Below are 23,351 nucleotides of genomic sequence, written 5' to 3'. Positions count from 1 at the left end.
GATCCGGCAAACCCCCGGCATGAACCTGCGCCACATCGAAGTCTTCCACGCCGTCTACACCACCGGCTCGGTCAGCGCCGCCGCGCGGTTGCTGCACGTATCGCAGCCCGCCGTCACCAGCCTGCTGCGCCATGCCGAAAGCGTGCTCGGCTTCCCGCTGTTCGGGCGCACCCGCGGCCGCCTGGTGCCGACCGCCGATGCCCATGCCCTCTACGAGCAGGCCGACGCCATCCAGGAGAAGGTCCGCCAGATGCGCGACACCGCGCGCAACATGCGCCATGGCCGGGGCACCACCTTGCGGCTGTCCACCCTGCCCGCGCTCGGCATGGAGCTGCTGCCCGAGGCGCTGGCGGGTTATCTCGCGCGCCATCCCGGCGTCTCGATCGAACTGCACACGATCCACCACGACGACATGGCCGCCAAGCTGCGCGCGCACGAGACCGACGTTGTCATCTGCTATACCCCGCCGCGCGATACCCTGCTGGCTAGTTCCCGTCTCGGCGAGGGGGAGATGGTCGCCTGCTTCCGCGAGGCCGACCTGCCCGATGCGCTCGATCCGCTGCCGCTGTCCGCCCTGTCCGGGCGCGCGCTGATCTCCACCGCCGACAGCGGCCCGCAAGGGCGCGCCGTGGCCGACGAACTGGCGCGCCGCGAGATCGAGACCGATCCGGTCGGCGCCTCGCGCACGTTTTTCGTGGCGGCCGCCATGGCGCGTGCGGGGCTCGGCATGACCATTGTCGACCTGCACACGGCGCTGGCGATGCAGGCGCCCGGCATGGCGATGCGCAGGCTCGACCCGCCCCAGCCCTATGCCATTCACGCGGCCTATCTGGAGGCGCGCCCGCCCTCGCAGCTTGCACTCGACTTCCTCGATTTTCTGCGCGATCGCTTGCAGGTCCATAAGTAACGATTATGGATGGGCGCGGAATTGCGATGCCTACCCGGCGTCCAGCCGTGCTAGGGCCCCGTCACACCAAGACGGAAAGCACTCTCCATGATCCCCGGCCCCTTCCTCCTCTACATCGGCGACAAGCGTAACCCGCTCGACATCAAGACCTCGCGCGGGCTGGCCACGTTCCGCCGGGCGGACTGCATCGGCGAACTCGGCGAGGCGGACAACACCCTGACCCTCGGCCTGCCGCGCATGACCGCCGTGGAGGCCGCCGCCGCCGGTGCCCGCTCGCTTGTCCTCGGCATCGCCACCAGCGGCGGCCGGCTCGAGGAAGCGATGATCCCCCATGTGCTCGCCGCGCTCGACGCCGGGCTCGACATCGTCTCGGGCCTGCACCAGCACCTTGCCACCGAGCCGCGCATCCGCGAACGGGCCGAGGCACTGGGCCGCCAGCTGATCGACGTGCGCGCCGCCCCCGAAGGCCTCAAGGTCGGCACCGGTGCCGCGCGTCCGGGCCGCCGCATCCTGACCGTGGGCACCGATTGTGCGGTCGGCAAGATGTACACCTCGATCCACCTCGCCGATGCCCTCAACGCCCGCGGCCTGCCCGCCCGCTTCCGCGCCACCGGCCAGACCGGCGTGCTGATCGCCGGTGAGGGCGTGGTCATCGACAGCGTGATCGCCGACTTCATCGCGGGCGCCGCCGAAGCACTTTCGCCCGCGCGGGAAGACGACGTCTGGGACGTGATCGAGGGGCAGGGTTCGCTGTTCAATCCCTCCTTCGCGGGCGTCTCGCTCGGCCTGCTCCACGGCGCCCAGCCGCAGGCCATGGTGATGTGCCACGATCCCTCGCGCCCGCACATGCGCGGATTGCCGCACATGCAGGTGCCCGGCATTGCCGCCTGCATCGAGGAGAACCTGCGCAGCGCCCGGCTGACCAGCCCCGATGCCGAGTTCATCGGCGTGTCGATCAACGGCTCGCTGCTCGACGCCGCTGCCGCCGAGGACCTGCGCGCGCGGATCACCGCCGAGACCGGCCTGCCCTGCGTCGATCCGGTCGTCACCGGCATGGATGCCGTGATCGACCGCCTGATCGCCCGCTTCCCGGCGTGATCCGCCGCGTTTCGGCCTCGATCGCGCACCACCCCCTCGCGCGGCCCTTCGCCATCGCGAGGGGCACGCGTGAGGCGATCGACCTGGTTCACGTGACCATCGAGCAGGACGGGCACGTCGGCCGGGGTGAAGGTGCCCCCAATGGCCGCTACGGCGAATTCGCCCCCGATATTGTCGAGCAGATCGCCGCCCTCGCCCCGCTGGTCGAAGGCGGCATCGACCGGACCGCCCTGCTCGGCGCGGTGCCGCCCGGTGCGGCGCGCAACGCCATCGACAGCGCGCTGTGGGATCTTGAGGCCAAGCGCTCCGGCGTGCCGGTCTCGGCGCATTTCGGCGCTTTCCCCCTTGCGCTGCGCACCGCCGTCACCGTCGGCATCGACCGTCCCGAGGCGATGGCCGCCCGCGCCGCCGCGATTGCCGCCGAGCATGGCGCGGGAGATGGCAACGAAGGCGGAAGCAAGGGCAATGGCCCCCTGCTCAAGATCAAGCTCGATGCCCACGACGTGGCCGAGCGCGTCTCCGCGATCCGCGCCGCCGTGCCCCACGCGGTGCTGATCGCCGATGCCAACGAGAGCTGGAACATGGCCCTGCTCGAACGGGTCCTGCCGGCACTGGCACAGGCACGGCTCGAACTGCTGGAGCAGCCGCTGCCCGCCGGGGCGGACGACGCGCTGGAAGGCTTCGATTCTCCGGTCCCGCTCTCCGCCGACGAATCCGCCCACGTCGCCGCTGACGTTGCCCGCCTGCGCAGCCGCTACGCCTATGTGACGATCAAGCTCGACAAGTCCGGCGGCCTCACCGGCGCACTCGCCCTCGCCGATGCCGCGCGCCGCGCCGGCATGGGGGTGATGACCGGCTGCATGCTCTGCTCGTCCCTCTCGGTCGCCGCCGCCTGGCCGCTCGCCGCGATGAGCCGCTTTGTCGACCTGGACGGCCCGCTCTGGCTGGCGCGCGATCTGCCGGGTGGATTTACCGTGCAGGACGGCTTGCTGACCGCTTCGGGGACGTTCGGCTGGGGTCAGCCCTAAGAGACCGTCTGCACATTCGCGACAAGCGAATTTCGCGGCACCAGCCCCTCACCCCAGATCGATGGCATAAAAGCGCGTATCCACCGCCATGCGCGGGAAACGCTCCGGCAGGTCTTCCGCCGCGACCGGCCGGAAGCCGCTGCGCTCGTAGAAGCGGTGCGCGGCGAGGAACCGGTCGGTCGTGCCGAGGTAGACCGTGCCGATCCCTTTCGCCCGCGAGGCATCCAGCAGGCTGTGCAGCAAGGCGGTGGCCACGCCCCGTTCCCGCCCGCGATAGTCCGCCGCCACGAACATCTTGCGCAAGGCGCCGCCGCCCTTGCGATCCGTGCCGGATCCGAGATCGCCGATGTCCTTCATCGCGATGGTGCCGACGATCCGGCCCTCATGCTCGGCGACGAGAAAGGCGCCCCGTCCGGTCTGGTACCAACTGGGGATCGCGCGCAAGTCGGGCTGGTCCTCGGCGGTTATCGCCACGCCGAATTCCTGCTGCTGGATCGGCAGGATCACGTCGAGGACTCCCTGCTCGTCGGCGGGCACGAAAGGACGGATCACGGGCTTGCTCATGGTTCCTGGCGCTAGGCCGTTTGGATGTTCGCGAAAAGCGAATTCCCCGCTCCTCCACCAGACAGCCTGTTCGCGGTATCCTCAAGGTGGTCGCGCAGCATCGCCCCATGCTGCTTTGCGATTGAATTTGTTGTTGAAATCGGGCTTGCCGCCCATCCGCGCCCTATCTCAAGATAGAGATCTTCCGACAGCCTGCAAACGCGGGCAAGAACGCATCCATGTGGGATTTGCATGAGCCGCCGCAAGATTGCCGCCATTGCCTCTTTGCTCGCCGTGCTGGCGGCAGTCACGCCACTGGCAGGCATCGCCATCTACGCGCGGCATAGCGCTGCCGAATCCGAAAAACGCCACCTTGAGGAATATGCCGGGTGGACCCTCAAGCGTACCGATCGAAGTCTCGACTTCGCCCGCGACGCCATCAGGCAGCTCGAACGGGAAGGGTTTTCCGATTGCTCCCCGGCGCACATCGCACGCATGCGCCGGCTTACCCTTGCGACACGCTCTGTCGAAGAAATCGGCTTTTTCATGAACGGGCGTCTCGCCTGCACGAGTTGGGGCCGCGTGGATCAACCGATCGCGATGGGCAAGCCCGACCTGCAGTTGGACGATGGCTTCGGCTTGTTCCTGAAAATGCCGGCACGGCTCTCCGGCGGCATCGCCATGAATGCGCTAAGCCATGGAAATTACAATGCGCTCATGCATCCCGCGCGCATGATCGATGTGTTGACCGACACCGCCATGACGCTGGGAATCGCCTCGATCGATGGCCGGGTTATTTCCGTCAGCGGCCCGGTGCCGACAGACCTCCTTGAGCGCGTGGCCAACCGCAAGGGGGCGGGGCGACAGGGCCAGTTCATGTTCGCCTCGATCGATGAGGGAAAGCTGCGGGCATTTGCGATAAGCGATCATACGCTTGCGGAAACACGCGCCCAGAAGGAGTTGTGGTATCTCGTCCCGCTCGGGCTCGTCACTTCGGCGCTTCTCGTGGCGCTTGTCCTCTGGGCATTACGTCAGCGCCTTTCACCGCACAAGGAACTGGCAATCGCGGTGAAAAACCGCGAGTTCATCACCCTCTACCAACCCATCATCGAGCTATCGACCGGCCGATGCGTCGGCGCCGAAGCCCTGATGCGGTGGAACCGGCCGGACGGGACTTCCATATCTCCGGAAATATTCATCCCACTGGCCGAGGAAACCGGCCTGATCGAGGCGCTCACCGACCATGCGATCGAGTGCGTCGCTGCCGATCTTGCGCGCTGGAAAGGTGAATGCGGGGGCGAGTATGGGGGCATTCACATTGCCGTCAACATCTCCTCCGCCGACATGCAAAGCGGGCGTTTCCTGGCCGTGCTGGCGAAATCACTGGCTGACGCCGACGTGGCGAGCGAACAGATCTGGCTCGAGGCAACCGAACGCGGCTTCATGAACGCCGCCGCGGCCCGTGCCACCATCGAACGCGCCCGCGCGGCAGGCCATGTCATCGCGATTGACGACTTCGGCACCGGCTATTCCAGTCTGTCATTGCTGGAGACGTTGCCGCTCGACACGCTCAAGATCGATAAATCGTTCATCAGTGCGATCGGCAAGCAGGCGGCAACGAGCCTGGTCATTCCGCACATCATTGAAATGGGTCACAGCCTCAATTTCAAGATCGTGGCAGAAGGCGTCGAGACCGAGGCACAGCAAGCGTACCTGAAGGATGCCGGCGTCGAGTTTGCCCAGGGATGGCTGTACTCGAAGGCGCTGCCAGCAGACGATTTCGTGGCGTTTCATAATCGCACGAACAAGGCAGCGGCGTGAAAATGCGCGCCGCCCGGGCCGCCTGCGAAGTACGGCTAAGGCTTATCCTAGATTTCCTATGTCCCGCAGGCGCTTCCCCGCCTTGACGGCATAATGTCAATCAAATAGGTCGACAAAGCGCGAGGGGATACTGGCGCGACTTTCCCGTCATCGGGGAATTCGCCTGACTGGCAAATGCTGCGAATCGAGCACTCGCCAGTCAGCGTCAACGGTTCGGGACGCCGCCTTCCGCGCGTTTTCGTCCGGCGTTCCCGTCCAACAGGGCATGCGACAACGCAGCCCACCGTACCCGCGGCCGGGAATCCCCCCTTCCGGCCCGCAAACGTGACCACAGGGAGTTTTTCGTGAAAATCAGCCTGACCCGCCTCTCGCTGGGGGCAGCCCTCGTCTGGGCGCCATTCCCCGCGCTGGCCCAGACCGCGACCGAGAGCGGCGACGCCGCCGAACCCGGCGCCGACATCATCGTCACCGGCACCCGCGCCGAAGGACGCTCGCGGCTCGACAGCGCCTCGCCGGTCGATGTGCTGAGCGCGAACAGCCTGCGCCAGCAAGGCACCACCGAACTCGGAAGCGCGCTCGCCGCCGTCGCCCCGTCCATCGATTTCCCCCGCCCCTCGGCCGTCGACGGCACCGACGCGATCCGCCCCGCCACCCTGCGCGGCCTCTCGCCCGACGCCACGCTGGTGCTGATCAACGGCGTGCGCGGCCATTCCGCCGCACTGCTCAACACCAATGGCGCCGTCGGGCGCGGCTCGGCCGCGGTCGACCTCAACACCGTGCCGACCGTGGCGCTGGAGACCATCGAGGTACTGCGCGACGGCGCTTCCGCCCAATACGGTTCGGACGCCATCGCCGGTGTCGTCAACTTGCGCCTGCGCAAGGCACGCAGCGGCGGCGGCGCCAGCGTGACCTATGGCCTCTACGATACCGACGTGGACACCGCGCGCGGCAGCCGCAGCGTGACCGGCGAACGCGCGATCACCGCCTCGGCCTGGCAGGGCTTCGGCTTCGGCGAGGACGGCTACCTGACCGTTTCCGGCGAATACGTGAACCGCGACGCCACCAACCGCGCCGACTTCGACCCGCGCGTCACCCCTTCGCGGGTGACCGGCCGCTTCGGTGACCCCGCCGTCGAGCAGTACAGCCTCTGGGCCAATGCCGGCACCTCGGTGGGCGACAACTGGCAGCTTTACGGCTGGCTGGGCTACCAGCACCGCGAAAGCGAAAGCGCGGCCTTCCCGCGCCTGCCCTCTGCCGCCACCGCCGTGTCCGAACTCTACCCGGATGGCTTCCTGCCGCTCATCAACACCCGCTCGAAGGACCTCAATTCGGCGCTGGGCCTGAAAGGCGACCTCGGCGACTGGAACGTCGACGTAAACGTCAGCTACGGCCGCAACCGGATCGATTTCCGCACGCTCGATACCGCCAACTACAGCTACGGCAACGAATCCCGGACCGACTTCTACGACGGCGCGCTGATCTACGACCAACTGGTCGGCGGCGTGGACGTATCGCGCAAGTTCGATGTGTTCCAGTCGCTCAACCTCGCCTTCGGCGTGGAGGGGCGCCGCGAGGGGTATGAGATCAAGGCGGGCGAGCCTGCCTCCTACGATTATGCCGACAATCCGGTGGCAGGCGCGGCGCCGGGTGCGCAGGGCTTCCTCGGCTTCTCGCCGCTCAACGAAGTGAGCAAGCATCGCGGCAACCAGAGCATCTATCTCGATCTCGAGGCGCAAGTGACCGACAAGCTGCTGGTCGGCCTGGCCGGGCGCGGCGAGCATTATTCCGATTTCGGCTCGACCGGGACCGGCAAGCTCTCGCTGCGCTACGACTTCAGCCCGGCCTTCGCGGTCCGCGGCACTGCCTCCACCGGCTTCCGCGCCCCCTCGCTCCAGCAGCAGTACTTCACCTCGGTCTCCTCGGTGGTGCAGAACGGCGTGCCGATCCTGACCGGCACTTATCCCTCGACCAGCGACGTCGCCGTGGCGCTGGGCGGCAAGAAGCTCCAGCCCGAAAAGTCCACCAACCTTTCGGCGGGCTTTGTCGTGCGCAGCGGCGGCTTCGACCTGACCGTCGACGGCTACCGTATCCACCTGCGCGACCAGCTCGGCCTTTCGGAGAACATCCAGGCCAGCTTCAGTTCGCAAGTGGCCGACCTGCTGGCGCCCTTCAACGTCTCGGCGGCACGCTTCTTCATCAACGGCCTCGCCTCGACCACCAAGGGCATCGACGCGGTGGCCCACTACCGCCTGCATGCGGGGGAGAACACCTTCGACCTGACGCTCGCGGGCAACGTCAACGACGTCAAGGTGACCAAGGTGCCGACCTCTACCTCGGTGCTCGATCCGGCGCCGACGCTGTTTGCCCGCAGCCGCATCCTGACCATCGAGCAGGGCACCCCCGGCGAGAAGGTGACGGGATCGGTGGACTGGTCTAACGGCCCGCTGGGCGCGACGCTGCGGGCGACCTACTACGGCGACGTGCTGCAGGCCGGAACCACGGCGGCGAACGACTACAACACCGGCGCCCACACGATCACCGACCTGGAACTGCGCTATCAGCCCGCCAAGGGCGCGCAAGTGGCGATCGGCGCAAGCAACCTGTTCGACGTCTACCCGCACAAGGTGCCCGCCGCGCTGAACTCGACCGGCGTGCTGGGCTTCCCGTACTACTCGCCCTTCGGCTTCAACGGACGCTATCTCTACGTCCGCGCCGGCTTCAACTGGTAAGCGGGAATTGCCGCGGCGCGGTGCCCCCACCTCGCCGCGGCTTCCCCCCAAGGAATTCAGGCCCCTGAACGGTATCAGTCCGCAGGGGCGGGCACGTCCGCCATGGAGACCCAGCCGTCGTGGTCGGTGTCGTGGCGCAGGAACATGGCCCAGCCGCTCGCCGCGAATTCGGCGGTCGAGATGCCGCCGCCGTGATCGCTGTCGAGGATCCGGAAGCGCACATCGGCCTGGCGAAGCTGTCGGCTGCGCAAGTCCGCGCGCTCGGCTTCGGGACGTTCGAGCAGTTCGCGCTCCAGCCGTTCGCGGTAGTCGCCGACATATTCGTCGTGCGAGAGGACACCGTCGCGGTTGCGGTCCATCCGCGCGAATTCGGCGTCGCGGCCGCGCTGGAACTCGTCCTTGCTGACCTTGCCGTCCCCGTCGAGATCCTGCTCGCGGATGAAGGTAGCCAGGTCGTGCGAGGCGGCATGGGCCGCGCAGGGCAGTAGCAGCGCCGCGCAAAGGCAAAAGGCGCGGCGCAGGAAGGTCTGGGTCATGGTCGTTCTCCCTCGGTGACGGAATAGCTGAGCGCGTACGTGTAGCTGCGCGCCGGATCGGCGCCGCTCGCGGCCACCCGGTGGCGGGTCATGGCGAAGTAGAGCCCGGCCCGCGGCGCGGTGATGGCAAAGCGGCCCTGCGCATCGCTGACGATCAGCGGCAGGCGCACATTCTCACCGTCTCCAGCCTGCGCCTCTTCCACTTCGACATCGGCCCCGGCGAGCGGCTTGCCATCGAACAGCAACTGGAATTCGGCAGGCTTGCCCGCCCGGATCGCGTCGGGATGGGTGATCGCACGGTATTCAAGGCCCTTGCCGGTCGGCGTGAGCGCGGCGGCCGTCGGCGCGCCGCGGGTGACGTAGGCCTCGGCCCTGGTCACGCTCTGCATGTCCACCGGCGCGACCCCGGCAGGCAGCGGGCGGCGCGGATCGATGAATTCCCAGACCCCGTCGATCAGCGCCGCCTTGGCGACCCGGCCCATGCGCGCGCCGCTGCTGATGCGATAGGTGCCCTGCATCGGGGTCGGCACTTCCAGTATCGTGAGGTCGCGCAGCACGACCGGTTTCAGCGCGGTGCCGGCGCCATCGGGGGCGACGACGTGGAACAGGTCGGACTGCATGGCGATGGCGGGCACGAAGACATGCTCGCTGAACGCGGCCTCGACGCTGACATGGTCCTGCGCGGCGAGCGTGAAACCGTTCGGCAGCAGATAGGGTGAATGCGCCAGGGCCGGCGGGGCCGTGAAGGCGGCGGCCAGCGCGGCGCACGCCAGAGCCGACCGGTAGCGGGCTTGTTGTTTCATGTAATGTCCTTCCCTCTGGAAGCAGGCTGCGAAAGTTCGTGTCGCGCTGGTCCCACAAATTCTATTGCGAATCAATAGCATTAAGATAGAGGAGCGAATCAGGGGCATCGGACGGATGCCTTGCCCTCGCCCGCCATGCGCCTCGCTTGGCTCGCCGTTCGCCCGCCGTGTGCGCGGCCTGTGCCCAGCCTGTGCCCGGCCTGCGCCCGAGCCTGCGCCCGGCCTGCACTCGGCATGTCGGCCACCGGGGCGTGCCCGAGACTGGGCACGATCACGTCCATCTATTGCTATTGCTTCTCATTCGTGAAAGGGTCCAGAACATGATTACCGCGCTGCTGACAGGTACGAGCAGGATCGGCATTGGCCGTGGCACCAGCGGGGGCACCAGCAGGGGCATTGGCGGGGGCATGGCCTCGGCCGCCGCGTTGATGCTTCTGCTCCCCGGCGCTCCGGCGCTGGCGCAGGCCGTGGACAGCCCGGACGATACCGTCCGCCTCGGCTCGTTCCCGGTCAGGGCCAAGGCCGAAGACACCGCCGATGCCGAGCGCAGCGCCAGCGGCAAGCCCCGCGTGCTCACGACCACGACAACCGCCGAGACCCTGCGCGAACGCATGGTCGACAGCCTCTCGGACTATGCCCGCCGCGTCGATGCCGGGGTAAACTTCAACCCGCAGAACCAGTCGATCAACATTCGCGGCCTCGACGCCAACCGCGTGCTCACCACCATCGACGGCATCCGCACCCCCTGGCTCAACGACGGCGCGCGCGGCGTGCAGGGCGGCGTCGCCTTGTTCGACTTCAACGCGCTGACCGCCATCGACGTGGTGAAGAGCGCCGATTCCAGCTTCTTCGGCACCGGCGCCCTGGCCGGCACGCTGGCGCTGCGCACGCTCGATCCCGAGGACCTGCTGGTGGACGGCAAGGTCCAGGCAGGCCTTGGCAAGGTCACGTATGACAGCGCCAGCGACAGTGCCTACATCAACCAGGCCGCCGCCGTGCGCAGCAAGGATACCCTGCTGCTGATCCAGGGCGGCTACCAGAACGGCAACGAGACCAGGAACCAGGGCAATACCGGCGGCACCGGATCGACCCGCACCGATGCCAATCCCGCCAGCTACGACCAGCTCAACCTGCTGGTGAAGCTGCACCAGTACCTGCCCGGCGGACACCGCCTTGGCCTGACCGGTGAGATCTTCTCGCGCGACTATGACGAGAACACGCTGACCTCGGTCGGCTCCACCTATTCCGCCTACAACACCCAGAACAAGACCAAGCGCAAGCGCATCTCGGGCAGCTACGACTACCAGGGCGACGGCGGCGCGATCCGCGAGGCGCACCTGACCGGCTACTGGCAGCGCAGCAACCTCGAAACCTACACCGCCGGCGAGCGCCTGACCGCGCCCATCGGCACGTACATCCGCGACAGCGACCTGGAGGTCGAGATGTACGGCCTGAGCGGCGCGATCACCACCGACTTCCAGACCGGCCCGTTCTCGCATGCGGTCACGCTCGCGGGAGAGGCCTATCGCACCAATACCAGCCAGTACGCCGCCGGGCAGGACAACTGTACCGCCGCGATCTATTCCTGCTCGTTCCTGCACGTGAACCAGTCGGACATGCCGACCGTGCACGGCACCGATCTCGGCCTCGTCCTCCAGGACCGCATCGGCGTCGGCGCGGCGCCGTGGCTGCACGTGACCCCGGGCATCCGCTACGACTATTATCGGCGTTCGCCGCAGGATACGCCCAGCTATACCGAGAATGCCGCCTACGAAGGGCTGCCCGCCAGGTCCTCGGACCACCACTGGTCACCCAAGGTGCTGGTCGAGGCCGAAGTGCTTTCCGGGCTGACGCTCTACGGCCAGTACGCGCAGGCCTTCCGCGCGCCTTCCGCGACCGAACTGTACCTCACCTATGGCGGCACCGGCAGCTACGTCAGCGTCGGCACGCCGGAACTCAAGCCCGAAACCAGCAAGGGTTACGAATTCGGCGTCCACTACGGCGATGCCCGCCGGGGTCTGCGCGTGGCCTACTATCGCAACACGTACCACAACTTCATCGACACCGTGACGACCACGGCGGCCGCCGCCGGCCTGTCTGGCAGCTATCCCTTCGGTGTGTTCAAGTACATGAACCTCGATCGCGTGCGCATCTACGGCATCGAGGCGAGCGGCAACTGGGAATTCTCGAAGCATTGGCGGACCTGGGCCTCGCTGGCCTATACGAACGGCAAGAACACCGAGGACGACTACCACCTGAACTCCATCCCGCCGCTGCGGGCGGTGCTGGGTCTTGGCTATACGCACGACACCTTCGGCCTCGACCTTTCGGGAACGGTCGCCGGATCGCGCAACAAGGTCGAGAACCCCGCGTCGGACCTCAACAAGACGCCGAGCTACGGCATCATCGATGCCAGCGCCTGGATCCAGCCCGCCTTTGCCAAGGGCCTGCGGCTCCAGGTCGGCGTCTACAACCTGCTCGACAAGACCTACTTCAACGCGCTCGACCTGCCCGACAGCGGCAGCATCCCGCAGCTGTTCTACTCGCAGCCCGGCCGCACCGTGAAGGCGACCGCGCTGATCTCGTTCTGACCCCGCCCCGACCCGATCCTGCCCAGAAAGGCCCGCACCCCGTCATGCCCCAACCCGCCGACAACGCGCTGCTGCCCACGCTGGTTCACGCGCTCCGCACCGCGACCCACGACATGCACGATCGTCTCGACAAGGCGATCATGGCCGCCGATCCCTTCTCCAGCCTGCCGGGCTATGGCCGGTTCCTGGAAATGCAATTCCTGTTCCACCGCGACATCGCCGCGCTCTACGCCAGCGAGGCGCTGCGCTACATCCTGCCGGGCCTCGCCGGACGCCAGCGCCTCGATCTCATCGAGGCGGACCTCGCCGATCTCGGCCGGCAATTGCCGACGGGTCATGGCACCCCTGCCTTCACGCCGGGCGGGCCTCTCGACGTGCCCGAGGCCCTTGGCTGGCTCTACGTGGCGGAAGGGTCGAACATGGGGGCGGCGCTGCTGCGCAAGGAAGCGGCCAGGATCGGACTTTCCGACCATCACGGCGCCCGCCACCTCGCTCCCGCGCCGGAAGGGCCGGCCGCGCACTGGCGTGCCTTTGTTGCCGAACTCAACGCGGCCGATCTCACGCCGGAGGAGGAACAACGTGCCGTCGCCGGAGCCAGGGCCGCCTTCGAACGGGTCCGGTCGCTTGCCGATGCCTGCTTCGCCTGAGCGGCCGAGCAGCACCGAGGACCTGCTCCGACGCGGGCGGGCATCCCGCTGGGCCTGGCTGGTGCTGGGCCTGGCGCTGGTCGGCATCGGCGTGGTCGGGATCTTTGTCCCGCTGCTGCCGACCACGGATTTCATGATCCTTGCCTTGCCCTGCTTCGCCCGCTCGTCGCCGAAGCTGGAAGCCTGGCTGCTCGATCATCCCCGCTTCGGCCCCGGGCTTCGCGCCTGGCGGGCGGAGCGGGCGATCCCGCGTCACGCCAAATATGCCTCATGGATCGGCATGACCATCGGGTTCGCCTCGTTCTGCCTCATCGCCCATCCGCGCCCGGTCATCGCGCTCACGGTGGCGCTGGTGCTGCTGGGATGCGCGGTCTGGGTCGGCAGACGGCGCGAGCCGGGCCGGACGCCGCGCGAAACCGAAGCGGAAAGCGCCGAGGCCGTGAACCCCTGAACGGCGCCATCGAAGGCGCCCTTGCCCAATCGACCTTGCCCAATCGACCTGCCCACTACGACCTGCCTACCTGATGCTTGCCTGCACGGACCGTCCTGCGCTACAAGCCTGTTTCCCATCGACCGTGATGGCCACCAAGCGAACGGAACTGCAAGACCATGTGATCCCTGCCTGACCGCAATGCCCATCCCGCCTTGCCTTCAGGAAGTTCCATGTCCTTGCCCCCGTTCTCGCCCGCCGCCGGGCGTTCGCTCACCCCCATGCTTTCGCTGGCAAATGCCAGCTGGTCCGCGCCTGACGGCACGCCCGTCCTGTCCGGGATCTCCATCGACTTTGCCGCCGAACGCTGCGGCGTGGTCGGCCGCAACGGGGTGGGCAAGAGCACCGTGCTGCACCTCCTGACCGGCGCCCTCACCCCCGACCGCGGCCGGGTCACGCGCGCCGGATCGATCGGCACCATGCGTCAGATCGTGCAGGTGGACGCGCAGGAAACCGTCGCCGACCTGCTCGGCGTCGCCCCCGCGCTCGCCCTGCTGGAGCGTGCCGAAGCCGGCATCGCCACCCTCGATGAACTGTCCGAGGCGGACTGGACGCTGGGCACCCGTGTTGGCGAGACGCTGCGCCGGGTCGGACTGGAACTGCCGCCGCAGACCCGACTGGCCGCGCTTTCGGGCGGCCAGCGCACTCGTGCCGCGCTGGCGGGCGCGGTCTTCGGCGAGCCCGATTTCCTTCTGCTCGACGAGCCGACCAACAATCTCGACCAGGACGGTCGCCGCGCCGTGCTCGACCTCATGGCAGCCTGGCGCGCGGGGGCGGTGGTCGTCAGCCATGACCGCGAACTGCTCGAAGCCATGGATGCGATCGTCGAACTGACCACGCTGGGCGCGGCGCGCTATGGCGGCAACTGGAGCGCCTACCGCGCGCGCAAGGCAGTGGAACTTGCCGCCGCCGAACAGGACCTGGCAGGGGCCGAGCGCCGCCTCGGCGACGTGCAGCGCAAGGCGCAAGTCGCCCGCGAACGCCAGCAGCGGCGCGATGCCGCCGGCAGCCGCAAGGGCGCGCGGGGCGACATGCCGCGCATCCTGGCGGGCATGCGGCGCGACCGGGCCGAAAAGAGCGGCGGTGAAAACGCCCGCCTCGCAGCAAGGCTCCAGGAGACCGCAGCGCAGGCCCATGCCGAGGCGGAAGCGCGGGTGGAGCGGCTGGAAACGCTCGCCGTCACGCTCGCGCCCACCGGCCTCCAGCCCGGCCAGCGGGTGCTCGACATGCGCGGCGTCACGTTCGGCTATACGCCGCAGCGCCCACTGCTGGACGGGCTCGACCTTGCCGTGACCGGGCCGGAGCGCATCGCCCTCGCCGGGCCCAACGGCACCGGCAAATCAACCCTGCTCGCGCTGGTCGAGGGCCGGATCGCGCCGTCACGCGGCAAGGTCGAGGTCCATGTGCCCTTTGCGCTGTTCGACCAGAGCATGACCCTGCTCGATCCCGGCGCGACGATCGCGGACAATTTCGCGCGCCTCAATCCGGGCATGGACAACAACGCCTGCCGCGCCGCGCTGGCCCGGTTCCAGTTCCGCGCCGAGGCTGCCGACAAGGCGGTCGGCGCGCTCAGCGGCGGCCAGACCCTGCGTGCGGGGCTGGCCTGCGTGCTGGGCGGCGCGCATCCGCCGCCCTTGCTGATCCTCGACGAGCCGACCAACCACCTCGACCTCGCCTCCATCGCGGCGCTGGAAGCGGGCCTTGGCGGCTATGACGGCGCGCTGCTGGTGGTGAGCCACGACCCGGCGTTTCTCGCCGCCATCGGCGTGACCCGCCGCGTGGACCTTCAGCCCGCGGTGCCGGCGGCGGACTTGCCGCCGCTCCCGGATAAGGCGGCCGCATCGGCATAGATGCCGTCAAGGACAAAGCGGGTCATCGCCGCCCGGATCGCGGCGTCGTCCGCCATGCCGTCGGGATAGAGCCAGTCCTTGAACAGCACGCAGCCCAGCACCGCGGCGAAGCTGATCCGCACCATCAGTTCCGGCGGCAGCTTGTCCTCGCCGCCGGTGCGGCGGCGCACCACGCCGGCACCGCGCGCGAAGTAGGCCTGCAGCGCGTTGACACCGCCCATGCCGGGCACGTCCGCATCCTTGCCGGTCTCGGCCACGATGAGCGAACGGAACATGCGCTGGTGTTGCTCGATGAAGTCCTGCAATTCGGCGATGTAGGATCGCGCCTGCAGCTCCCTCGGCGCGGCATCGGCAGCCGGACTGGCCGCCATGAAGGCCTGCAGATGCTGGTCCAGCGGCCGCTGGATGGCTTCGCGGAACAGTTCCGCCTTCGAATCGAAGTAGCGGAAGATCTGGGTTTCGGTGGTCTGCGCCAGCGCCGCGATGGCGGCGGTCGTCGCCCCGGAAAACCCGAACGCGCAGTATTCCGCCTCGGCGGCCCGCAGGATCGCCTCGCGCAGCTGCGAGGGGGATCGTCTCTGCCGGGGCCTTTCGCCCTTCGTGGCTTTGTTGTTGCGCGGCAAACTCTCGCTCCGTGCGGTTACCATCGCCGCCTACGTTGGCATGCCCGGACGCGCCGGGCAATTTCCTCGCGCCGCTGGTCAGGCGTCACGACCGGCGTGTCGATGGGCAGGTACCCCCGCAGGTCCGCCAGTTTCACCCGCGTGATCGTCGGCACCGGCGCGCTGCTGCAATCGTACCAGCGCCCATAGATACCGCCCTCGGTATAGCCCGCCGGATCCAGCCAGTTCGGCACGCCGGGATCGCGAAGCGCGATGACGCCGCGAAACCGCCCGTCCGAGGAGAGCCGTGCCATCGCCCCGTTGGTGCTGGAAAGCCGGTAGACATATTCGAGCGCGTTGAAGAGCGGATCGTTGAGCTGAATGTTCCAGTACGGCGCGCGTTCGGGAATTTCGGTCTCGACGATCAGCGCCTCGTCCTCGGCCAGCTGGAAACAGGCGGGCCAGTAGACCTGCTTGACCAGCGCCCCGGGCATGCGCACCGGCTCGAAGACGTTGAAGCCCACGCGCTCCTTCACGCCGTTCTGCATGGGATAGTAGAGACGGGTCTTGCGTCCCGGAAAACGGGCCATCTCGCGCATGCGCCCGGCAATCTCGGCGGGCGACAGGCGCGGCTTGGGCGGTACCGGATCGAGACATTCGATCGTGAGCTGCGGGTCGGTCTCGGTTTCCCAGTCGTACATGCGATAGCGCACGTACATGCCGCCAGCCTGCGGATCGATCGGCGCCCAGTGCCCGGTGTGGCCGGCGGGGCGCTCGGCACTGAACAGGATCTCGAAGTCCTCGCCGGGCGCGATGCCGAGGTCGTCGCAGTCCACCTCGTTATGACCGCCGGGTTGCGGCATGTGATCGACGGTGCCGGACAGCGCCTTCTGCGTGGTGAACGAAAGTATCCGGCACGTGCCCCGGTTGCCCGCGACCCGGTAGCGCAGATCGCCCCGGATCGGGCTCTGCACGTAGATGTCGTCGGGATTGGGCTGCAGCGTATAGACCGGGTTCCACAGCGGCGCCCAATCGGGATGCTCGGCATCGGCGTGGAAGTACATGAAATAGGCATAGGACAGGCTGGTCATCGTCTGTCGGTAGAGATCGGCGCGATAAGCCGGATCGTCCGGCCGCCAGGTCTGCCCGAGATTGGCCACCGCGCTTTCGAGATCGCTCAGGCATTCGAGGATCGATGCCGGAGCCGCTTGTGCTTCCGTTTCATGCGCCACGGGTCCACTCCCTTTGCCCATTTCAGCGAGGCCGTTCATGAGCTTCTGCGATAGATAGTGTGCGCTACCTAAACGACCCCGGGCAAGGACCGCGCCTGCATGATCGCCCCCGGGATATGGCACCGCAGCCCAGCAAGACAGCATTGACTATCTTATCACCCGACCGAACCATCCCGGCCGCAAACAGGAGCAGGCGGCGGCATCAGCAGCGCCCCGCCGCCATTGGTGAGAAGGCATGCCGTCATGGACCTGAGCTACGATCCCCCCAGCGCCTTCCGCCACGCCGGCGACAGGCTGCACGCATTGGTCGCCGCCGAAATCGACAGCGATGATTTCGGCCCCGGCGACTATCTCCCGGGCCTTGACGCCTACCTCCATGCGATGGACTACGACCCGCGCTTCCATGCCGAGGGCCGGCGCGCGGCATGGGGCAGGATCGTGGGCGCCCTGCGCGGCCGCGCCCATGCCTATCGGGCCATGCGCGAAAATCCTGGCTTCGCGCGCCACGATGTCGTCAGCCCGGTGGTCATCACCGGGGTTCCGCGCACCGGCACCACGGCCCTCCATCGCCTGATGGCGCTCGACCCGCGCTTCCAGGGTCTGCAGACCTGGCTTGCCGATGCCCCGATGCCGCGTCCGCCAATCGAGGACTGGAGCAACTATCCGCAGTTCCGCCGCACGGCCGCCGGGATCGACGCCCAGCACGCAGCCGCCCCGCAGCGCCGCGCCGCCCACTTCCGTGCCGCCGAGGAAGTGCATGAATGCTGCATGCTGCTGTGGCACGGCTTCACCTCCAACGTGCTGGCCTGCAGCGCGCCTTCGGCACAGACCTACGACGCCTGGTGGCGCAGCCAGTCCGAAGCGCCATCCTACGCCCATTACCGGCGCTGCCTGCAATTGATCGGCAGCAGCGCGCCCGGCCGGCGCTGGCTGCTCAAGAACCCCGGTCATATCGAGAACCTCGACCTGCTCTTCGCGGTCTTTCCCGATGCGCGCGTGATCCACACCCATCGCGATCCGGGCAAGGCGCTCCCTTCCCTCGTCTCGCTGCTGATGAACCTGCATCCGATGTTCGAGGAAGGCCGCCTGCAGGAGCGCCGCGAGACGATGCTGATCCGCGAGGTCGCCAAGTGGGCGGAGGCGACCGAAAAGGCCGACCGGGTGCGGCGCGCTCATCCCGGGCAAGTGCTCGACGTGATCCATGCCGATTTCCATGCCGACCCGATGGCCGTGCTGGAGCGGATCTACGCGTTCATCGCCATGGACATTCCCGATGCCACCCGCACCGCCTTCGCGGCCCGGATTGCCGCCAGGCCCGAGCTGGCGCGCGGCCGGCACCGTTATGACATCGCCGACTTCGGAATGACCGAAGACCAGGCGCGCGAGCCGTTCCGCGCCTATATCGAGCGTTACGACCTCATGGAGCCACGCCGGTGAGAGCGGCCATCTATCCCGGCCACGGCGGGCCGGTGACCATCGAGCCCCTCGCCGATCCGCGTCCGGCCCCGGGCGAAGTGCTGATCCGCGTCTCGCGCTGCGGTATCTGCGGAACCGATCTTGCCATGACCCGCGGCGGGGCATGGGATTACGGCAGCGGCGTGCAGTTCGGTCACGAATATGCGGGCGAGATCGTCGAACTCGGCCGCGAGGTTTCCGCCTTCCGGGTCGGGGACCGCATCGCCGTGATGCCCTCCCTCGCCTGCGGACGGTGCACCGGCTGCCGCGCCCATGGCAATGCCGTGCTGTGCCAGGACAAGCAGGGCTCGGCGATGCTGGGCTTTTCCGAACTGGCCGCGATCCCGCAAGGCGCCGCCACAAAGCTGCCCGCGGTGTTGTCGATGGCCGACGGCGCCCTGATCGAGCCGCTGGCAATCAGCCTTTACGGCGTGCAGCTGGCCGCGATCCGCCCGGGGGACAGCGTGCTGGTGCTGGGCGCGGGCAGCGTGGCGCTTTACGCGATCTACTGGGCGCGCCGGCTGGGCGCGGGGCGGATCGCGGTCATGTCTCGCTCACCGCGCCGTGCGGCGCTGGCGCGGGACATGGGGGCGGACCGTTTCATCGCCTTTGGCGAGAACGAAGCGGGCGAACTCCGCGAAGCGCTGGGCGGGGCCCCGGCCGTCGTGCTCGAATGTGTCGGCGCGCAAGGGATGCTGATGAAGGCCCTGAGCCATGTCGCCCCGTTCGGCCGGGTCCTCAGCCTCGGCTTCTGTACCGCGCCCGACCCGGTGATCCCGGCCCTTGGCTCTTACAAGTGCGCGTCGATCCAGTTCTCGGTCGGCTATTCGATGCGCGAATTCCTCTACATCGCGGACCAGATCGACAAGGGACACGTCGATCCCAAAAGGACAATCTCCAGCACCGTCACGCTGGACGAATTGCCTGCAACGCTGGCCATGCTGCGCAGCCCGAATGCCGAAACAAAGGTGCATGTGACGTTCTAGGCGGCCCCACCCCACCCCACCCGGAAGGCCCCACCCGTAAGGCCCCGCCCGGCAGGTCTTCTTGCAGCAGGCACTGCAACATTCGTGAAATATCGCGGCGTGAATTGCGAACTACAGCATCGGCGATCCGACCGGCCCGCCCCTTAAAAAGGGGCAAATTCCGCGGCCGACGGACCGGTTCTGACAAAGGAATGACCCTTTCTATGCGCAAGGTCCTGCTAGGCGCCGTACTGCTTCTCGCCGCCGCGCCCGTATTCGCTCAAAGCGGCGGCATGGGCGGAATGGGCGATATGGGTGGCGGAATGGGTGGTGGTCCGGGCGGCGCCGGCGGCCCTCCCGGCGGCGGCGGCGGCCCCGCGAGGCCCAAGCCGATGAAGCCGATCAAGCGCGAGGAAATCGCCAAGGTCGTCACCGCGATGTTCCAGGAAGCCGACAGCAATCGCGACGGCATTGTCACCGTCGCGGAAGTGACCGCAATCGTCGACCAGCGCCGCGATGCGGCCGTGCGCGACCGCTTCGCGGCCATCGACACCGACCGCAACGGCAGCATCAGCCTCGCCGAATTCCAGACCTGGCAGCGCGCCATGGGGTCGCTGGCCAGTTCCGATGCCGCCGCCGCCGACACGTCCGGCCTCGCGGTCGTGAACGGCATCATGCCCAAGCTCGGCAAGGACGCCGAGGACCGCGTGCTCTCGCGCCTGATCGAGCCGATCAACGGCATGACGATCGCGCAGGCCAACACCAATTACGACGCCGGCGCCTCGCTGGAGGAACTGCTCGCGCTCGAATACAAGCGCTTCGATGCGGCCGACCTCGATCACGACGGCTTCCTCAGCGAAGACGAGGCACGCCGACTGGACGGCGGCCCCCGTGGTCGCCCCGGCGGCCCCGGCGGTCCTCCGCCGGGTGGCGGCGGCAAGCCGCCCGCCTGCCCGCCCGGCGAGAGCTGCTGACCCCGGAACCGCGCCGCCGGACATGGCGGCGCGGCCAGAACGGCCCAGTCAACCCGGCAAGCGCTCCGGTCGCAGGTTGTTCTGCACGTGACGCACGCCGATGACCGCCTCGGCGAGATCCTCCGCCCGGCGCTTGTCCGCCCTGTCGCCGACGGTTCCCTCCAGCGTCACTTCGCCGCCGATCACGGTCACCCGGACATGGCTGGCGTCGAGGCGCCGGTCGGCCGTCAGCATGTCGTTGACGTCCTCGCGAATGCGCTCGTCCGGCCGGGTGTAGTCGCTCGGGCCGCGTCCCCGGTGATCGAGATCACGGCGATGCGCGGCGGCATCACTGCCGAACCAGCTGGCGATCTCGTCTCCCGCCCGGCGCAGGAAACCGCGATGCTCGCCATAGGCGCGCCAGCTGCCGTAATCGTGGTCGAGCCCCATCCAGTGCCCCATGGCGTAAGTCGGGCGGTAGCTGTCGCTGGGGTGCATGCCGCCGGTGATCGCACCGCCAAGCCCGCCCGGTGTCGCCGAAAAGTCGCGTCCGCCGTAATGCTCGCTGGTGAATTCCGAAAACGTGGCCCCGTTCGCCGCGTCGAAATGGTGCAAGGGATAGGAAGGCTCGGCGCCGGAAGGGGATTGGCCCGGCTCGGCCGCCGAACCGCTTTCCGGCCGCTCCGGCTCGGCCTGTCGCGGCGCCGATCCCGGTTCCCAGTGACCGCCCGCCTGCCGTGACGGCCCCTCCTGCCACTGCCGCGCCTGACGCGGCATCGCGCCGGCCTGCCCTTCCTGATAGCCGCCCGGCTTGCGGTCCCCGCCGACATTGCCGCCCAAGTCTCGCCTGTTCATCGCTGTTCTCCCGATGTTTCCGCGGTCTACGCGACGGGTTCGCGCAATCGGTCTGTTCGGGCCGGCGTGGACGCCATTTCGCGCTCCTCAGTACAAACGCGCAAGGCCCCGCGTTCTATCCCTCCCACGCGCTGCGCGGAGCGATTTTTTTTGCGCGGGACGGCCCTCTAAGCCCCAGCAAAAAGGGCCGCCCCGGGGAACGGGGCGGCCCTTGGAAGATCATGGCCGGTCTTGCACCAAGACCGGCCATGACGTGCGTGGCATCACAATCGTGGAGCGGTCGATCCGATGCGGCCGGATCGGAAAGCGCTCTAGAAGTCCATCCAGTCGTCGTCCTGGCCGGTGGCGAGCGCGACGGGCGCCGCCTTGCGGACCGGGGCGACCTGGCTGGTGGTGATCGCGGCCGGCACCGCGCGCGGCGCCGGAGCGGGCGCGGGCGCGGCGGCGCGCGGCTTGTAGCCGGCCACTTCGCCGCTCACCCGGAACATCGCCGCACGGTCGGCCAGCGCGGTCACCTCGCTGTTCAGGTTGCGCGCCGCGGCCGAGGTCTCCTCGACCATCGCCGCGTTCTGCTGGGTCGCCTGGTCCATCGTGCCGATCGCGGCGCTGATCTGGGTGATCGTCGATGACTGCGCCTGGTTGTCGGTGGCGATGTTGCTGAGCAGCGAATGCACCTCGGAAACGTCGCCCGAGATGTTCTGCAGCGCGCCGTCGACCCGCTGCACCGCTTCCACGGCGGTGCCGATGTCGGTCTGGGTCGCGGTGAGCTGTTCGCGGGCGCGCTTGGCTTCCTCTTCCGAGCGCATCGCCAGCGCCGAGACGAGGTCGGCCACGACCGCGAAACCGCGGCCCGCATCACCGGCCCGGCCCGCCTCGACGGCGGCGTTCATGGCGAGCACGCGGGTCTGGAAAGCGATCTTGTCGAGGCCCTCGATCACCGAGTCGATGCCCTTGGCGCTCTCGCTGACGCGGCCCATCGCCTGGACCGCCTCGTCGGCGATCGAGCGACCGGATTCGACCACGCCCATGGCGCCGTCGGCCCGCTCCACGGTGCGCCCCGCCGCCGAGGCGGTGGCGCGCAGGCGGCCGTCCATCTGGGTGATCGCCGCCGAGGTTTCCTCGAGGCTCGCCGCATTGCTTTCGGTGCGGCGGGCCAGGTCTTCGGAGGCCTGGGCGATCTCGCTGGAGCCGGTGCGGATGGCGTGGGTGCTTTCGGTCACCGCGCCGATGAGGTCGCGCAGGGCGCCGACGGCCGAGTTGAAGTTGGTCTTCAGTTCGGCATAGGCGGGCGGGAAATCGGCCTTGATCGACTGGGTGAGGTCACCCTCGCTGATCGCCTGGAGGCTGGCGCGCAGCGTGGTGGTGACCACTTCCTGCTCCTGCGCATTGCGGGCATCGATCTCGGCGCGCCCTTCGGCGGCGACCCGGAACTGCTCGACCGCCTCGGCGATCTCGCCGATCTCGTCGCCGCGTTCGCGGTAGGGCACCTCGACATGGCCGCCTTCGGCCAGCGAGGTGGTGACGCGCGAGATCCGGCCCATCGGCACCGCGACCGAGCGGTCGATCACCAGCCAGATCAGGACAATCACAGCCAGCCCCATGCCGGCCAGAAATATGGCGAGGTAGGTTGCCGTCGTGGCCGTGGCCTCTCCGGCCTCGGCCTGGCGCTTCGAGACCTCCCGCGATTCCTTGAGCAGCTTCTCGGTCTGGTCGATCATCGCGTGCGAGGCGGCACGGGCATCGCCCTTGAGCAAGGCCATCGCGCCCGCCATGTCGCCGGCGGCACGGCGTTCGAACATCCGGTCGTTGGCATCGTTGAGCGCGGCGACCTTCTGGCTCAACACTTCCGCATCGTCCTTGAAGCTGTCATCCGCAACCTGCTTGTATTCCTCGACCGACTTCGCCAGCGCGGCCCGCGTGGTTGCCAGCCGTTCGCGAATATCGGCCTCTTCCTGCTTCGTGCCGACTGCCGCGTAGTAGGTATAGACGATGATCCGGGTCTCTTTGACCTCGTCGATCACATCGGCCAGCACCGACATGCCGGCGATGCCGTGTTCGACGTGGTTCTGGGCAATCGCATTGAGTTCGCGGGTCGAGAAATAGCCGTTGAAACCAACGGCGGCGAGCATGGCGGCAAGCAGCGAGAAAGCCGCGAGAAGCTTCCTGGGCAACCGCCAGTTGTCGAGAAATCCAAGCATGAGCAGTCCAATCGCACGGGAGGGGCGAGGCCGTTTCCGGCCAGGCTT

Annotated in this window: 19 protein-coding genes; 12 read left to right on the top strand and 7 right to left on the bottom strand. The window is 68.0% G+C overall.

The features are described 5' to 3' along the window. The first annotated feature begins 19 nt into the window (after nucleotides 1–19). The 3 genes from CA833_RS22600 to CA833_RS22590 all read left to right on the top strand — a co-directional run bounded on the left by CA833_RS22600 (nucleotide 20) and on the right by CA833_RS22590 (nucleotide 3,033). Nucleotides 20–907: a LysR family transcriptional regulator gene (locus CA833_RS22600; protein ID WP_207080262.1), complete on the top strand. Its 888-nt coding sequence runs from the start codon at nucleotides 20–22 to the stop codon at nucleotides 905–907. Nucleotides 908–994: 87 nt separating this feature from the next. Next, a complete protein-coding gene (locus CA833_RS22595; RefSeq protein WP_207080261.1) occupies nucleotides 995–2,005 on the top strand; it encodes a DUF1611 domain-containing protein in 1,011 nt (336 codons plus the stop codon). After that, on the top strand, nucleotides 2,002–3,033 hold the full coding sequence (locus CA833_RS22590; RefSeq protein WP_207080260.1) for a dipeptide epimerase: 1,032 nt from the start codon (nucleotides 2,002–2,004) through the stop codon (nucleotides 3,031–3,033). The genes CA833_RS22595 and CA833_RS22590 overlap by 4 nt, the downstream gene beginning before the upstream one ends. Before the next feature lie 48 nt (nucleotides 3,034–3,081). Here CA833_RS22590 and CA833_RS22585 read toward each other — a convergent pair whose 3' ends face one another. Then, on the bottom strand, nucleotides 3,082–3,597 hold the full coding sequence (locus tag CA833_RS22585; RefSeq protein ID WP_207080259.1) for a GNAT family N-acetyltransferase: 516 nt from the start codon (nucleotides 3,595–3,597) through the stop codon (nucleotides 3,082–3,084). Between the two features lie 231 nt (nucleotides 3,598–3,828). On the opposite strand from CA833_RS22585, the gene CA833_RS22580 reads away from it, so the two are divergent. Both CA833_RS22580 and CA833_RS22575 read left to right on the top strand, forming a co-directional pair. Then, a complete protein-coding gene (locus CA833_RS22580) occupies nucleotides 3,829–5,397 on the top strand; it encodes an EAL domain-containing protein (RefSeq protein ID WP_207080258.1) in 1,569 nt (522 codons plus the stop codon). A 344-nt stretch (nucleotides 5,398–5,741) separates the two neighbouring features. Further along, nucleotides 5,742–8,126 (top strand): TonB-dependent receptor plug domain-containing protein, encoded by a 2,385-nt coding sequence (locus CA833_RS22575; protein WP_370584588.1) that lies wholly within the window; start codon nucleotides 5,742–5,744, stop codon nucleotides 8,124–8,126. 74 nt (nucleotides 8,127–8,200) lie between these two features. Here the strand turns inward: CA833_RS22575 and CA833_RS22570 are convergent, their stop codons facing one another. Both CA833_RS22570 and CA833_RS22565 read right to left on the bottom strand, forming a co-directional pair. After that, the gene (locus tag CA833_RS22570; protein ID WP_207080257.1) at nucleotides 8,201–8,662 is read right to left on the bottom strand and encodes an EF-hand domain-containing protein; all 462 of its coding nucleotides are present in this window, start codon (nucleotides 8,660–8,662) and stop codon (nucleotides 8,201–8,203) included. Then, the gene (locus tag CA833_RS22565) at nucleotides 8,659–9,465 is read right to left on the bottom strand and encodes a DUF4198 domain-containing protein (RefSeq protein WP_207080256.1); all 807 of its coding nucleotides are present in this window, start codon (nucleotides 9,463–9,465) and stop codon (nucleotides 8,659–8,661) included. Before CA833_RS22565 ends, CA833_RS22570 begins: the two co-directional genes overlap by 4 nt. 320 nt (nucleotides 9,466–9,785) lie before the next feature. On the opposite strand from CA833_RS22565, the gene CA833_RS22560 reads away from it, so the two are divergent. The 4 genes from CA833_RS22560 (at nucleotide 9,786) to CA833_RS22545 (ending at nucleotide 15,043) form a co-directional block, all read left to right on the top strand. Next, nucleotides 9,786–12,056, top strand: coding sequence for a TonB-dependent hemoglobin/transferrin/lactoferrin family receptor (locus CA833_RS22560; RefSeq protein ID WP_207080255.1), 2,271 nt, complete (start codon nucleotides 9,786–9,788; stop codon nucleotides 12,054–12,056). A 44-nt stretch (nucleotides 12,057–12,100) separates the two neighbouring features. After that, on the top strand, nucleotides 12,101–12,703 hold the full coding sequence (locus CA833_RS22555) for a biliverdin-producing heme oxygenase (protein ID WP_142638747.1): 603 nt from the start codon (nucleotides 12,101–12,103) through the stop codon (nucleotides 12,701–12,703). Next, nucleotides 12,687–13,154, top strand: coding sequence for a YbaN family protein (locus CA833_RS22550; protein ID WP_207080254.1), 468 nt, complete (start codon nucleotides 12,687–12,689; stop codon nucleotides 13,152–13,154). The genes CA833_RS22555 and CA833_RS22550 overlap by 17 nt, the downstream gene beginning before the upstream one ends. 212 nt (nucleotides 13,155–13,366) lie before the next feature. Further along, complete coding sequence (locus CA833_RS22545; protein WP_207080253.1) at nucleotides 13,367–15,043, top strand: ABC-F family ATP-binding cassette domain-containing protein; 1,677 nt, start codon at nucleotides 13,367–13,369, stop codon at nucleotides 15,041–15,043. Here the strand turns inward: CA833_RS22545 and CA833_RS22540 are convergent. Together CA833_RS22540 and CA833_RS22535 are read right to left on the bottom strand one after the other, a co-directional pair. Next, nucleotides 14,980–15,666, bottom strand: a complete 687-nt coding sequence (locus CA833_RS22540; RefSeq protein WP_242526424.1) for a TetR/AcrR family transcriptional regulator — start codon at nucleotides 15,664–15,666, stop codon at nucleotides 14,980–14,982. The two genes, CA833_RS22545 and CA833_RS22540, sit on opposite strands and share 64 nt — an antisense overlap. Nucleotides 15,667–15,683: 17 nt before the next feature. After that, entirely contained in the window at nucleotides 15,684–16,877 is a 1,194-nt protein-coding gene (locus CA833_RS22535) for a hypothetical protein (protein WP_242526423.1), read from the bottom strand. A 243-nt stretch (nucleotides 16,878–17,120) separates the two neighbouring features. On the opposite strand from CA833_RS22535, the gene CA833_RS22530 reads away from it, so the two are divergent. The 3 genes from CA833_RS22530 (at nucleotide 17,121) to CA833_RS22520 (ending at nucleotide 20,271) form a co-directional block, all read left to right on the top strand. Then, nucleotides 17,121–18,314 carry a sulfotransferase gene (locus CA833_RS22530; protein WP_207080251.1) on the top strand — a complete coding sequence of 398 codons (1,194 nt, stop codon included), beginning with the start codon at nucleotides 17,121–17,123 and terminating at the stop codon, nucleotides 18,312–18,314. After that, complete coding sequence (locus CA833_RS22525) at nucleotides 18,311–19,318, top strand: alcohol dehydrogenase catalytic domain-containing protein (RefSeq protein WP_207080250.1); 1,008 nt, start codon at nucleotides 18,311–18,313, stop codon at nucleotides 19,316–19,318. The genes CA833_RS22530 and CA833_RS22525 overlap by 4 nt, the downstream gene beginning before the upstream one ends. Before the next feature lie 191 nt (nucleotides 19,319–19,509). Continuing rightward, the gene (locus tag CA833_RS22520; protein ID WP_370584587.1) at nucleotides 19,510–20,271 is read left to right on the top strand and encodes an EF-hand domain-containing protein; all 762 of its coding nucleotides are present in this window, start codon (nucleotides 19,510–19,512) and stop codon (nucleotides 20,269–20,271) included. Between the two features lie 48 nt (nucleotides 20,272–20,319). Here the strand turns inward: CA833_RS22520 and CA833_RS22515 are convergent, their stop codons facing one another. Further along, a complete protein-coding gene (locus tag CA833_RS22515; RefSeq protein WP_207080249.1) occupies nucleotides 20,320–21,105 on the bottom strand; it encodes a BON domain-containing protein in 786 nt (261 codons plus the stop codon). 311 nt (nucleotides 21,106–21,416) lie between these two features. Then, complete coding sequence (locus CA833_RS22510) at nucleotides 21,417–23,303, bottom strand: methyl-accepting chemotaxis protein (protein ID WP_207080248.1); 1,887 nt, start codon at nucleotides 23,301–23,303, stop codon at nucleotides 21,417–21,419. Between the last annotated feature and the right edge of the window lie 48 nt (nucleotides 23,304–23,351).

The sequence above is a fragment of the Novosphingobium sp. KA1 genome, from assembly GCF_017309955.1.
In the GTDB taxonomy this organism is placed as follows: Bacteria; Pseudomonadota; Alphaproteobacteria; order Sphingomonadales; family Sphingomonadaceae; genus Novosphingobium.
This window is presented reverse-complemented; position numbering and strand designations above follow the sequence as displayed.

Coding starts and splice junctions, on each gene's coding strand:
- CA833_RS22600 (WP_207080262.1), top strand. CDS start 20: ATGAACCTGCGCCACATCGAAGTCTTCCACGCCGTCTACACCACCGGC.
- CA833_RS22595 (WP_207080261.1), top strand. CDS start 995: ATGATCCCCGGCCCCTTCCTCCTCTACATCGGCGACAAGCGTAACCCG.
- CA833_RS22585 (WP_207080259.1), bottom strand. CDS start 3,597: ATGAGCAAGCCCGTGATCCGTCCTTTCGTGCCCGCCGACGAGCAGGGA.
- CA833_RS22580 (WP_207080258.1), top strand. CDS start 3,829: ATGAGCCGCCGCAAGATTGCCGCCATTGCCTCTTTGCTCGCCGTGCTG.
- CA833_RS22570 (WP_207080257.1), bottom strand. CDS start 8,662: ATGACCCAGACCTTCCTGCGCCGCGCCTTTTGCCTTTGCGCGGCGCTG.
- CA833_RS22565 (WP_207080256.1), bottom strand. CDS start 9,465: ATGAAACAACAAGCCCGCTACCGGTCGGCTCTGGCGTGCGCCGCGCTG.
- CA833_RS22560 (WP_207080255.1), top strand. CDS start 9,786: ATGATTACCGCGCTGCTGACAGGTACGAGCAGGATCGGCATTGGCCGT.
- CA833_RS22555 (WP_142638747.1), top strand. CDS start 12,101: ATGCCCCAACCCGCCGACAACGCGCTGCTGCCCACGCTGGTTCACGCG.
- CA833_RS22550 (WP_207080254.1), top strand. CDS start 12,687: ATGCCTGCTTCGCCTGAGCGGCCGAGCAGCACCGAGGACCTGCTCCGA.
- CA833_RS22545 (WP_207080253.1), top strand. CDS start 13,367: ATGTCCTTGCCCCCGTTCTCGCCCGCCGCCGGGCGTTCGCTCACCCCC.
- CA833_RS22530 (WP_207080251.1), top strand. CDS start 17,121: ATGGACCTGAGCTACGATCCCCCCAGCGCCTTCCGCCACGCCGGCGAC.
- CA833_RS22520 (WP_370584587.1), top strand. CDS start 19,510: ATGACCCTTTCTATGCGCAAGGTCCTGCTAGGCGCCGTACTGCTTCTC.
- CA833_RS22515 (WP_207080249.1), bottom strand. CDS start 21,105: ATGAACAGGCGAGACTTGGGCGGCAATGTCGGCGGGGACCGCAAGCCG.
- CA833_RS22510 (WP_207080248.1), bottom strand. CDS start 23,303: ATGCTTGGATTTCTCGACAACTGGCGGTTGCCCAGGAAGCTTCTCGCG.